The sequence below is a fragment of the Luteibacter sp. genome, assembly GCF_009912395.1.
Classification (GTDB): Bacteria; Pseudomonadota; Gammaproteobacteria; order Xanthomonadales; family Rhodanobacteraceae; genus Luteibacter.
On record NZ_WNDO01000008.1, the window covers coordinates 163,342 to 176,672 of the forward strand.

At 62.3% G+C, this 13,331-nt stretch carries 7 protein-coding genes; all 7 read right to left on the reverse strand.

Translation table 11 applies throughout. The features are described 5' to 3' along the window. Positions 1-10: 10 nt before the first annotated feature. Positions 11-2,551: a hypothetical protein gene (locus GAK28_RS09860; protein WP_291777903.1), complete on the reverse strand. Its 2,541-nt coding sequence runs from the start codon at positions 2,549-2,551 to the stop codon at positions 11-13. Positions 2,552-2,569: 18 nt separating this feature from the next. Beyond that, positions 2,570-4,915, reverse strand: coding sequence for a hypothetical protein (locus GAK28_RS09865; protein ID WP_291777906.1), 2,346 nt, complete (start codon positions 4,913-4,915; stop codon positions 2,570-2,572). A gap of 13 nt (positions 4,916-4,928) precedes the next feature. Next, positions 4,929-7,712 carry a hypothetical protein gene (locus tag GAK28_RS09870; RefSeq protein WP_291777908.1) on the reverse strand — a complete coding sequence of 928 codons (2,784 nt, stop codon included), beginning with the start codon at positions 7,710-7,712 and terminating at the stop codon, positions 4,929-4,931. Positions 7,713-7,978: 266 nt separating this feature from the next. After that, positions 7,979-8,299: a hypothetical protein gene (locus tag GAK28_RS09875; RefSeq protein WP_291777015.1), complete on the reverse strand. Its 321-nt coding sequence runs from the start codon at positions 8,297-8,299 to the stop codon at positions 7,979-7,981. Then, positions 8,286-8,570, reverse strand: a complete 285-nt coding sequence (locus GAK28_RS09880; protein ID WP_291777012.1) for a hypothetical protein — start codon at positions 8,568-8,570, stop codon at positions 8,286-8,288. The genes GAK28_RS09875 and GAK28_RS09880 overlap by 14 nt, the downstream gene beginning before the upstream one ends. Before the next feature lie 769 nt (positions 8,571-9,339). Further along, positions 9,340-11,373, reverse strand: a complete 2,034-nt coding sequence (locus GAK28_RS09885; RefSeq protein WP_291777911.1) for a hypothetical protein — start codon at positions 11,371-11,373, stop codon at positions 9,340-9,342. Between the two features lie 115 nt (positions 11,374-11,488). Continuing rightward, the gene (locus GAK28_RS09890) at positions 11,489-13,177 is read right to left on the reverse strand and encodes a hypothetical protein (RefSeq protein ID WP_291777914.1); all 1,689 of its coding nucleotides are present in this window, start codon (positions 13,175-13,177) and stop codon (positions 11,489-11,491) included. Positions 13,178-13,331: the final 154 nt, after the last annotated feature.

Genomic DNA, 13,331 nt, shown 5'->3' on the forward strand with positions numbered 1-13,331 from the left:
AATGCCCGAGTCACTCAAAGGTGATGTCATCGTAGAACACGGTGGTGATTAGCGCGGCATTGTTGTTGACGACCCGGATGTGCGATACATACTCCGTATCTTTCGCGACATCGTTCACAGCGTCGAAGACCACACGCTGGGCAGATTGGCTCAGGGTGATATTTTTCTGCACGGTGCGATCGGTCTGGTCCTGATGGTTGATGTAGGTGAGGTACACAACGGCAGTGTGGGTGGTCGTGGAACTGCTTCGCATGTACAGGGATGTGCGAATTCGAGGGCAAACCGCATATTGTGGAGTGAGGTAGTGACTGCGACCGTCTGGGCTCATGTGGATAGCGAGCACTTGACGACTCATGCCGCCAGGAGCCAATTCAATCGCGATCTCGCCGCCGCTGGCGGTGATATGCCAGTTGTCGAACTCGTAATGGGTGCCCTTGAACCCGAGGGGAAGTTCATCGAATGTTTCCGTGAACGGCGTCCGTCTTACATCCCAAGGGTTGCCGGTAGTGATCAACATATTGTCGAAACGCGCCTGCTGGGATGCCTGTGAAACGACCTCGAGTGACTTGATTCGACGCGCGCCGATAGCATTGAACGTCGCGAATTTGGCCTGTCCGACGGAGTCGCGGCCAATGACCTCCCTTTGGCTATCGTATGCGATGACGTTTACCGGGAAATTGGCATTGCCTGCCATAACACCCAGCCGAACACGTTCGGCTGAGTGGTCGAGTTCGATTTCTGCAGTGACACTGGCGCCATTTTCGTTGAGCAGGGCATATCGACCGGTTAGATATGGTCGCTGAGGCGATGGATTGCCTGACGAGGCACTCTGAAGGCGACCGCCCATCGCCCTGATCGTGGCGAAACGCATCCGGTAGATCTCGCCGTTCGGAATGACGGCCGTCGGATCTTCGAACTCCTCCAGCTCGTACATGCGCCCCGTGATGGCGTCACTGCCGACGAGCAGCTTGTAGGTGGTCGTCGGGAAGATCAACGCGCCCGCTTCCGCACCACCGCTGAAGTTCACCTTGCAAGTGATGGTGATGTTCGTCGCATTGTCCCAACCCGTCAGCGTATCGCGTGGAATGGCGACTTGCGGTCCCGTGCCCATCATCGGGTCGGTCACCTTCTCGCCGCTCCATATGATCAACTGCGCGGGCTGGCCGTCCTTGGTACCGTCGATACGTAGCCATACTGTCTGGTTGGTGCCCATCAGGCTCCAGGGATCGACCAGAAGGACGGGGTCGCCTGCGAAGCTGCCCAGATCCAGCACCTTCGTGTCCATGTCGGCGCGGTCGATGCGCGGCTGGGGCAACTCTTGCTCGCTCAACATCTGGACCTTGATCTCGAGCCACTCGGAGGCCTCGAGGAGGCTGCTGCGGCGGCTGCCACGCTGGACGGTGTAGCCAACCTGCACCGTTTGGCCCATATGGGCACCGACCATCCCGGCAGGGATCACCACGTCAAGCGGGCGCTTGCCGCTGACCGGCGCGCTGGTGTAGTCGCCGAACGTGACCGTGACTTGGTCCGTGGCGACGAGGTCGGCGTCGATCCGCACGGTGGCGCCATTCCGCGCCTGGATCGGATGCAGGTTGCCTTGGCCGTCGGCTTCCAGCACTCGTGGCTTGGGAAACACCGCTTCGGCAACGATGGCGAAATCCACCCAGTCGGATTCATAGTGTTCCTCCGGGCGGCCCCGGGCCGACGTATCGACGGTGTACCGGATGGCGACCTGGCCGACAATGCGCTGCAGGTCGGCCTTCGGCAGTTTGACCTCGGTAGCCGTATGGCCGTTGTCGTAGCCGGTCTCCCAACCTCGCACGGGAGAATTATTGGTATCGCGACCCTCCCATTCGAAGCGGATCGTGGAGCCGGCGGGGATGAGGGTCTGGTGCGGCGCCGAAAGGGTTGCACCGGCGGCGGGTACGTCGGACAGGCGGATCTGGCCGTCGACGGCTTCCTTGACCTGGACGGCCTGCGGTTTGAGCGAGGCTTCGAATTGCAGTTCGTAGACAGGGGAGCGCTCCCCTGCGTCGGCCAGCTCATAATCGATCAAGACAGTGCCGGCGCGATCGTTGGCTTCGTTGTTGGGAATGTCGAAGACCAGCGTCTGGCCCGCGCGGGTGACTTCCTTCCACGCGGTTTCGTACGGCGGGGTGGCCAGCGTGGACCGGCTGCGCAGTCGTACACGGATATGCTCGCCGACCGCACCCTGATGCGCATAGACCTCGACTTCGACGGGTTGGCCCTTCAGGTCGCCGATGCGCAGCACCTTTCCTGCGTCGTCCACGGTCCCCCTGACCCACGGTGGCTCGCGGTCGGCCAACGGTGCTTCGCCCGAGCCCTCTTGGATGCTTGCTCCCGCCTGGCCGTGCCGGCGATGCCGGTGGGGATGCGCTCGACGCCCGTCGAGCAGCGCTTCGCAGCAACGGGTGAGCCGATCCAGGGCTCCGCCATGCTCGCTGTCACGGTGCGATGAGTCCGGATGTGCATGACGGGTTTCGCCGCCATAGCAGCCGTCGTGGGAAGTGTCGCGGTGTTCCTTGCTCATGGTGATTCTCCTTGGCGATCAGACGAGGGACAGGTCGTCGTAGAACACGGTGACAGGCTGGCTACCGTTGGCATGAACGACGCTGATGTGCGAGACGATTTCGTTCTCGCGAGGCAAGTCGGTAGGACGGTTGAAGGTGACCAGCTGCGTACCCTGTTGCACGCTGATGGTTCGCGTGACGGCTCGAAGCGTGCGGTCGTCGCGGTTGAAGTAGGCCACCCGTACCACGGCGGAATGGGGCGTGGCGGCGCTGCCGCGGATCTTCAGCTGTATGGACTGGTTTGGGTGGATCGCAAAGCGGGGCGTAAACTGGTGGACATGCCCCTCCGGGTCCATATGGATGGCGATGGCGTGGCCGACCATGCCGCCGGGCGCGGTGGCTACTTCGATATCGACGCGATCAGCGTTGATCGACCACGTGGCGAACTCGAGCCGCGGACCGTAGTTGCCCCGCTCAAGGTGATCGAAATCCTCGAATACCGGCTCGGGTTCGAGCGACCAGTTTTCTCCGGTCTCGACCAGGATGTTGTCGAACCAGGCGATACCATGACCGAGGCTCCACAGTTCGATGCGGCTGACCGTCCGGCCGTTGGCCTGGGCCTTGAATTCCACCCAGCCCGGGGTGTCACGTTCGACGATGTCGATACGTGCTCCGGATTCGTCGTAGGCAACCAGATGTGTCGGGATACCGGGACCTACGGGACCCACGCCGATGCGCACGTAAGGTGCCGGGGTATCGAGAACGATCTTGGTCTTCGCGCCACCCTCGAAGCTGTACGCCGCATTGCCTTCGATATAGGGTGCGAGACCGGCGTTGGCGCGGTTCGCGTAGAGATCCCCGCTCAGCTGGCGGATTGTCATGAAGCGAAGGCGGACACCGGTTGTATCCCAGCGCCAGCCTTTCAGGGCGTGCCACCAGCGATTGGCCAGCGGGCCCACGAAGTCCTCCAGGTCGTCCGCTTCCCAGGCCCGCCCCGGCGCCACCCCCGAACCCGTGCGCAAGGTGTAGGTGCGCCGACGGAAAATGACGGCATCGGCGTGGTCGCCGCCGCGGAAGTTCACTTCGCAGGTCACCACGATGGAGGAACGGTCGCGTAGCGCCTGCATTTTTTCGTGCGGTACCGCCACGTCGATACCCGTGCCGAGCCAGGCGTCGCGCACCGGTTCGCCGACGAGCAGGCGAATGCTGACCAGCTCGCCGTTCTTGTCGAGGCCATCGATCGACAGCCACACGGTCTGGCGCGTAGCCATGAGGATCCATGGCGCGACCACCACGTGAGGATCCTGGTCGTGGTGGCGCAGGTCGATGAGGTCGCCTTCCTCGATATCGATGCGCGGTTGCGGTAGCTGTGGATCGTCCTGCTGGAAGCCTCCGACATGGATAGGCAACGGTGCCGATTCTCCCTCTCGTCCTTGCCGGATCACGCTGTACTGAACGACGACGGAGCTATTGAGATGTCGGGCCACTTCGCCCGGGGGCACGACATGACGCAGAGGACGACTGCCATTCAGCGGTGGCGACGTGTAGTCGCCGAACACGATGCGTACCTCATCCGAGGCCACGAGGTCGGCGAGAATCTCGACGGTGGCGCCGTCGCGAGCGGCTACCGGTACGAGCGTGTCGCCAGTCAGTTCGATGACGCCGGGTGCCGGCCAGGTTATGGCCCTGGGCACGACGCGATAGAAACGCCAGTCCGTCTCCATGCGCGTCGCCCGGCGCGTCGCTGGCACACGCGCCTGGGTCGTATCCACCCTGTAACGAACGGCGATGTCCTCGACCCGCTCGAGATCGCCATAGGGTAGCGGTTTGTCCGTTGGGTCGTGACCGTTGGTATAGCCGGTCACCGAACCGGTGACCGGCGCCCCCTGAGCATCGCGGCCTTCCCACTCGAAAACGATGGCGCTACCGGGCGGCATCAACTCGGGCTGGTTTTCGGCGCGAAGGGTGGCATCACCCGTCAGGTCCGCCAGGTAAAGGGTATCGTCGGCCTCCGCCTCGACAAGAATCGCGGGTGCCAGGCGGGTCGCTGAGCGCACTTCGAGCCGAAGCGGATCCGATAGATCGTCGTCGTTGACGGTGTATTCGAACACGCCCTCGCCAGGACGGTCCTTCAACGCAGCGGCCGGCACGGCGAAGGTCATCGGATAGCGATTGCGGGGCACCGTCTGGGGCTCGGTGTCGTAGGGTGTCCACGTCGGCGGCGAGGCGATGGACCGCCAACGAACGATCATGTGGTCGTCTTTCAGGGCCTCGTGGCCTTCGCAGACGACGTCGATATCCGTTGATCCGACGATGAGCACTCCATCGCTGGCAGCGTCCACGATGGGTGGAGGATTGGTGGCGAACAGGTATGGCCTGCGCATGATGGCGTCCTTGTCATTCGATGACGATGTCGTCGTAGAACACGGTGGTGATCAAGGTATCGTTGGTGGTGTTGACGACGCGGAAATGGGAGATGTATTCGCTGTCGCGGGCGAGCTCGTTGACGGCGTTGAAAAGCACGCGTTGCGTGGATTGGCTGAGCGTGATGTTTTTCCGGACCGTTCGGGTTGTCAGTCTGTCGCTATGGTTCAGGTAGACCAGTTCGACAGTCGCGCCGTGATTGGTCGTTGCGCTGCTGCGCACGGATAGTTCGACGCGTACGCGCGGGGAGATCGCAAACTGGGGCGTGAGGTGATGGATGCGCCCCTGCGGGTTCAGATGGACCGCCAACGCGTGTCCGCTCATGCCAGCGGGAGCCTGCGTGATTTCGATGTCTCCGCCGTTGGCGGTGACCTGCCACCGATCAAACTCATAGTGAGTCCCCTTGTAGCCGAGCGACAGGTCGTTGAACGTTTCCCTCACCTCTCCCCTGCGGACATCCCAGGGATCGCCCGTCGTCACGAGAAGGTTGTCGAAGCGCGCGGCATATGACGGTGGCGATATCACTTCCAGAGCAAGGATCGTGTCGCTGTCGGAGCCCGAGAACTGGACCCATCCCGCTGTGGTCGCAGAGCGTCGTCCCAGCTCTCGCTCGTCGCGCCCGTACGCGACCACGGTGACGGGAAAGTTGACGTTGCTCGACATCACGCCCAACTGAACCGCGGCCGCGGGATGGTCGAAGGCGATCCTCGCCGTCACCGGCACCCCGGTTTCCTGGAGTAGAATCTGACGACCGACGAGGTAAGGCGCGGTGCCGCCGCTGGTGGCCTGGATGCGCCCTCCTACCGCACGGATCGTGGCGAAGCGCAAGCGATAGGCCTGGCCGTTGGCGACGACGGCCGGAGGATCGTCGAACTCTTCCAGTTCGACCAGCCGGCCACCGATGGCAGCTTGCCCGACCAGTAGGCGATAGGTGATCGCCCGGAACACGATGGCGCCCGCCTCGTCGCCCCCGGCGAAGTTGACTTTGCAGACGCCGGTGATATCGGAGTTGTTGTCCCAACGGGACAGCTGCGCGCGGGCGGCGGCGATGTCCAGGCCGCGGGCCAGCATATCGGTGGTGACAAGCTCCCGACTGTAGAGAGGCAGGCTGGTTGGCTGCCCCGCCTTCACACCGTCGATCCGTACCCACATGGTCTGGCCAACACCCATGAGCATCCAGGGATCGACCAGCACCCGTGGATCATCCGTGAAGGCACCGAGGTCGACCGTGCCCTGGATGGCTCGGTCGATGCGAGGGATCGGGAGCAAAGGGTCACCTTGCTCGAAGGAAACGATCGTGATTCGTGTCGTCGCCGAGCCGTCCTGATCGCCATTGCGTTCGACGGTGTAACGGACATCGATGGTCCTGCCCATGTGTGCGCCGACGACATCCGCCGGTATCACCACATCCAATGGGCGCGAGCCACTGACCGTAGGCGCCACATGGTCGCCGAAATAGACCGTGAGGCGGTCGCTGGCTATGAGATCGGCGTCGATGCGCACGGTAGCGCCATACTTGGCTTGAATCGGATGGAGCATGCCCTGGCTGTCGGCTTCCCTGACAGTGGGCGCGGGATAGCTCGTCATCGCGATGACGTCGAAGTTCACCCAATCCGAAACCAGGTCGGCCAGCGGCTGTGCCCCCGAGCCGTTCCGGTTATCGGGCGCCGCGACGTAACGGATAGCGATCTGGCCGGCGATGCGTTGAAGGTCGGTGCGTGGCAGCTTGACCTGTGTCGGTTGGTTTGCGTTGTCGTAACCGATCGCATCGCCTTCCACGATGGCACCGCTGGCGTCGCGTCCTTCCCAGGAGAACGTGATCGTGCTTCCCGCGGGAATTGCCGGCTGGCGTGCGGCGATCAGCGTAGCGCCTTCGCCAGGCACATCCGATAGACGGATCTGATTCCCGCGGGCTTCGCGTACCTCGACAGGTAACAACTGTACGGCCGCTTCGACGCGGATGTTGCGTGGAAACGATGTCACCATGCGGATTCCGTCGTCCCTGACATAGGTCACGGAGACCTCGCCTGCGCGCGTGCTGGCTTCCGACACCGGCATGTTGAATGTGAGCGTCTGGTTGTATCGATTGACGGCTTGCCATTCCGACAGCCATTCTCCACCCCGGCCCGGCACCCAATGCACGCGAATACGGCTTCCGGGTCGTCCTTCGTGCATTTCAGCCAGAATAACGACGTTGTCCTTGACCGTATTCAGGTGCAGCACGCCTTCGGCGTCGACGTTCTCGACCCAGGGTGACGGCATCGTGCGGTCGATGCGTACCGAGACGGTGTTCGCCTCGATGAGATCGAAGCCCGGTGTCGTCATGATGTCGAACCTGACATCGTGACGCCCATCGGGTAGTCGGTTGAGAACTTCAGGCGGAATGTAGAGCTTGATGGGGTCCGGTAGAAGTTCGGTCAGAACGACATCGTCAACTTCCTCGGAAAGACCCCCTGCGGGCGTCACCATCAGCAGGTAGGTGTCGCCTGTTTTTGCTTCATCCCAGAGCGGTGCGTTTACTAATAGCGGTTCGTTCAACTTAGTGGTGGGAATGGTGCCGTCGTCAAGCGTATCGGGTATATCCGGTGTCAGGTCGACCGGCAACGCCGAGGGAATGCCAAGACCCTCCGGCGTTGGCAATGGCGAGGCGAATGGGCGAAACGTACTGCTCAACGAGCCATGCATGACCGGCGGGCTGGCCGGGGCGCCCCGCTGGGACTTCACCTGGTCGAGCAGATCGAGCAGTTCGCGGCACAACACGCGCAGGGAGGCGAGCAGGGTGGGGTGATGCGACTGCATGGAAAAGTCCTTTTCCGTGGGTGACGCGATGTCCTTTGACATTAAGCCGCCGCCCTATGGATCGGTATCCGTCGTTCGTTGTAGGGGTGGCTGCGTTGATTCGGCAGATTCGAGGGAATGACATTGATGTAGGAGCGCGCTTGCGCGCGATGGGGGCTCGCGGCAGCCGTGCATCGCGCGCAAGCGCGCTCCTACAACAGCCGGGGGGCGTGGGTTACCACCGTTCAGGGGTGCCAGCGGGAGAGGATCCAGAAGGCCACCGCGCCTGCTGTGGTGAGGCCCATGCCGATCATCGCCATGCGGAACCACAGGAAGGTGGTGTCGTCGGAGGGGTGGATCCATACCTGGATCATGAGGTGGTCTAGTGCCATCAGGGCGACGAGGGCGCTGGCGAAGGCCGCCACCGCGAAGCCGCGGGCGCCGCGCGTGGCGATGGTCATGCCGTGGCGGCGGTCGACGAAGATCATCACGTTGACCACGATCAGGCCGATGGCCATCGTCGCCTGTAGCAGTTCGATGCCCATGCCGTATTCAACCCCCAACATGCGGCACCTCGTGGGTGGTCGGGTGATCGAAGATGACCTGGGTATGGGCGCGTTGGATGCAATGCGTGCCTACGGCGACCAAAGCCGCGATGCCGCCCAGGGCAAGTGATAGTTCATGCGGGTCGACATCGACCTGATCGTTGCCCAGGCATTCGGCGAGCAGGCTCGCGGTGCCGCGGGCGTAGGCAAACCATTCGGTCGCTTCGTTGAGTAACGCTTCGGTGGATGCGTCGTCGTCGTCCAGAATCCAGTGTTGGTTCGTGTCCTTCATGTCAGGCTCCTTGCGTCGGTGCCGCTCCCGTCTGTCCAGGTGTGGCACGCCATGCAGGCATGGACGTGCCACGGGTAAAGCAACTTCACGTTGACGCGTTGAAACGCATCGCTCCGGGACGAGGGGGTTCTCCGGCGTGTCCGTGACCGGACGCCGGGCGGCGTGATATCGAAAGTGGTGCGGACTCAGGGCCCCGTGAACCGACGCGCGGTAACGCGCCGGGTGCTTACGGCTAGAGAAAACTCACGGGGGCGGCCGAGGCCGCCGTTCGTCAACCGCGTTCGGGATAGGCCAGAACGGCCCGGGCACCGGAGGGTGGGCCACCGCGGGGAAGCGGCGGGCGGGTGAGTGACGTACAATGGTGGGTAACCATGCGGACGTTTTTCCTTGCTAGCTAGGTCTAGTTGAGGAGGACTCGGTGGCTAGCGCGCTGTGTTGGGACTGCAATCCCCACAGCGCGCGACTCCCACCGGCCGGGAGCGAAGGCTGCCTGCGGACATAGGAAAATGACGACGCAGGCAGCAGCGTTACCCTAGCAAACCAACTCGGAATTGTCTGTAGGCGGCGCCCGTGTTGTCGATACTCGGTGGATAATTTATTGATCCCGCCTGCCTCGGGTGAGCCTCGCCACCCTTTACGTTCCTTGTTCTCGTTCGGCCTCGATGGATTCGAGCAATCGCAACCGTTCGCGCAGCCATGTACGCAGGTGGTGCCGTGCGGCGTGTCGCCGCCGTGCGTCGGCGTACCCCTGCGGCAGGTAGCTGATGGACTAAGGCTGCCTGAGACGCCAGGGTTCGCGAATCGCGACGTAGATGTAGTACTTGCGAATATCGTCCCGTTCCGAGAATCCGGTGCCTGCATCGTTTGTGACTTCGTACAGGAATGTGGCCGACCCGAAATGCTCGAAAGGGTAAAAGTGTTCGATGGGTACATGCATGTCGATGTAGACGGCCTTGACCGGCGGTTGCTCGCTGTCATCGTCCTTCTCGACGAGATCGGTTTCCGTGACGATGTAGGTTTGCTCGTGTTGGGTGCCCGGTAACACGGGGTTCGATGGGTTTAGGCCATCATGCCCTTCGAACAGCATGTCCACGCGATCGCCGACGGCCATGTTGGCGTATCGGTAGATGCGCAGATACGTTCCGCGGTCTTCAAGCACGTCCTCCTGGCGGATCTCGGGGATGTCGGCGTCGGGGCGTCGGGTGGGGGCGAGCCATTTGGCGGGTGTGAGCGGCTTGCCTTCGCCGGGCAAGTCCGTGAGTGCCTGCAGTGTGATGGACTGACGCGGAGCGGCCACGGTGACAGGCTGCGGCGGCATTGTGCCGAGCACACGCGTCACCTCGTACCACAGGTCTGGTGTGCCGGTGTGTCGTTGCATGTCGTCGGACGGCATGACGAGCGTCAGGTCGACGCCGTCGATCACGTCCTGTGCCGTGACTTGGTATGGGGTGCCGACACGATCGCGGTCCAGGTAAAGCTGGATCGTGTCGCCTTCCTTGAACGATGGGCCCGGTGGCGTACGGGTGTTCAACCACGGCACGGTCACGGTGGCATCGACCAGGGTGTCGCCCGGTTTCACGACGTTGATCGGGCCGCCGCTGGCTCCCTGGATCCATGCCTTGCCGAGCGCCTCGTTCTCAGGCGTGCCCGGGTCCGGGTCAACGCCGCCGGGAATGCCCAGGTCGAAGTCGACATGTTTGGCGGGCGACGGTACCTCGACGCCCCCGCGAACGACGTCGTACCAAACATCCACGTCGAACACCTCGTCCAAGGGCTCGCTGGTGGACTGGAACAACCGCCGATAGGGGTAATCGACGTCCAGTACGGGATCGTTGCCGATATCCCCTGGTTCCAGGGGCGGCGTCTCCATCGACTGGTTTCCCACGTGTACGATAAAGCGATCGCCCGCCAGGGGGAGTGGTTCGTAGGCAGGAATGCGAATGCGCAGGTAGGGACGGGCGTCGGGATCGGTGACGATGCCGTCCGTGTCGAACCCCGGTATCAGCGGCGGGAGGAGGAGATCAGGACCTCCCTTGATCCACATGGCGATGGGTTTGGCTACGGAAGGGTCGGGCCTGCGATTTCCCGCGGAGTCGCTGAGATAAAAGTAAAAGTCGACCGTGCCCCATCCGTCGATGCGTTCGAGCGTGGCGCGATCGTACTCAACGACGATTTCCCTGTCGGGGTCGGCGACGACGAATGTCCCCGCATCCACTTCCGGGCCATCCGGGCGCAAGCGCATTTTCAGTGCGAGGACATCGCCTCGGCTCCCGTTGGCGTAGTTGGGCACGATGCCACGTAGTTTCTGACCTGGCATGGCAAGGAGCTTGGCCAGCGTGAGGCCCTTCTCTTCGATGTCCCTGTCGAAAACGATGGCTGGCAGGACATCCCCGCCGGGCGGGGTGCGATCGATGATGATCACGAATTCGAGTGAAGGCAGCAGGTCGAATCCGGTCGTATAGATCGCGAATCTCAGAAAATGCTGCCCTTCGGCCAGATTCTCCAGCTCGTCCACCGGGATGTGAAGGGGGACGACATCGGGCAGGGGGTCTTCCAGCAGCCTGGTATCGACCACCTTGGGGTCCTTGCCGGGAGTGATTAGCAACAGCCAGTAGGTATCGCCGGCGTATGCCTGATCCCAGAGGGGGGCGTTGACTAAAAGGGGGGCGGTCAGCTTGTCGACGGGAATGGTGCCGTCGGGGAGCGCATCCGGAACGTCGGGCCTCAGTCCGATTTCGGCCGAGGGAAATGCGACGCTATAGGTGCGTGGTGTCGCAACCACCTTGCGAGTCTTCTTGCGCATGGCTTCACGTCCCTGTGGTGCGTGTAGGCAAGAAACCATCGACCTGCACCGTGAAGTGCAGGTCGATGGCAGTTCGTTACAGCAAGCTATCGAGCATTAGACTGATGTGCAGGACTCAGGCATCGGCATCCGGAATACGGATATCCGCCACGATCGTGTCCTTGTCCGACCTGCTCTCACCCTCAGCCACCGTGATCCAATACTCGAAGGTCGCGCTGCCGCGGCCGCCGATGGCCTCCAGGTTGGCGCGAGGGATGTGGATATCCCGGAACGCACGATTCCTGGCTGGGTCCCTCGGATCGTCCGGGCGTGGCCTGAGGTCGCCGTCGTCGATGACGAAGCTGCCTGCCAGTGCAGCGCCGGGGGCCGGAGCCCCTCCCTGGAGGAAGCCCTCGAAACGCCAGTTGACGGTCATGCCCCGGACAACCTTGGTATCGTCGACGTAGCAGCGGACATCGGTGCCGTTGTCCTGCACCACATCCGAGCCATTGATGGCGTAGCGCCCCGGCCCCTTGCGCTCGCCGGCGATGAAGTACGACTTGGCCAGGGTGCCGCCACCGGGCAAGTCGCCCGTGGACTGGAACACCACGTACTTGGCCGGCGTATCGATCGTGATGTCTTCGCCCTCGACATCGCGGGTGATCTCGCAGTAGAGCCAGTAGCCGCCTTCGAGTGGCGTGTCGGGTAGCCCAGGATTCGCTACGTCGATGGGGATCTCCACGTCCTCGTCTTCGTCGTCCACGTCGACGGGGTCGCCGTAGTTCTCGCCGTTGAGTACCGCCTGGATCTGATCACCGACTTGCAAGGCGGGGCGGCCCTCTACGTCCTCCCAATACGCCGTTACCGTTGCGGGCTTGTCGTTGTCGCCGACGGTGATGATGTCGTCCGTGGCGGACAGGCCTTTTAGCAGTGGCGCCTGGAATGCGTTGTTCGGGTTTTCGGGCTTGCCCGGTTCCGGATCGGGATCGGGATCGGGGCTGGGATCGGGCAAGAAGCCCGGGACGATGGTCGCCGTTTCAGCGTCAGACTGAGGACGGGGGAGTGATCCCACTTCCACTTCGTACCAGGCCGTCATGTTCCAGCTTGGACCAAATATGGGCAACAGATGGGTTGCAACCACTCCATAGGGAACCTTGGTTACCAGGATGGGATCATTGCCTATATCACCGGGCACGAGCGTGCCAACATTGACACTGATCGTGCTGTCTAGGGCTATCCCTCGCATAACGAGCACAACACTCTGACCAGCCGCGGCGCCAGGGAAATCCGGGATTTCGACATCCATGAACGGTCGAATCTGCGGGTCGCGAAGTATCTCGTCGTCGAACGCCTCCTTGCCTGGAAAGACAGGCGGCGGCATGTCGACGGGCGCGTCCTTGATCCAGACCGTGAGCTGGGTGGGTGGCAACTCGATGCTGCGATTGCCAGCTAAGTCCGTGACGTCATAGTAGAGCTCATAGGTGCCAGCCGGATCCAGCTTTTCCAGATGCTCTTCCAGAAACTCCGGGCGGGTATGCTGATCGCGGCTCGAGACCTTCACTTCGAGGATGGGAATGGATGCGCCGCCTCCCAGTGGCTGGGCGAAGATGCGAATAATGTCACCGGGCTCCTGGTCGTAGTAATCGGCAATGTCGCCAACCAGCTTGCCATCAAGATCATTGCGCAATTGCGTAATGGACAGTCGGTCCAGCGGGAGTTCCAGTTTCGGAAGTCGTGATCCACCGGGTGCCTGGCGATCGAGGTAGAACGAGGACGGGATATAGAAAATCTGGTCGAAACCGATGGTTTCGACAAGGACACCCACGGTTACGAGGATGTCGTCGGGGATGTCTGATCTTGCCCCCGTTTCACGGACACCCCTATAAGCGATTAACTATCGCAATAGGAGGTGGACGATGACCAAGAGCAAGGCAGGCAGAAAGGGGCAGGAGTTCAGCCTGGAGTTCAGGCAGCAGGCA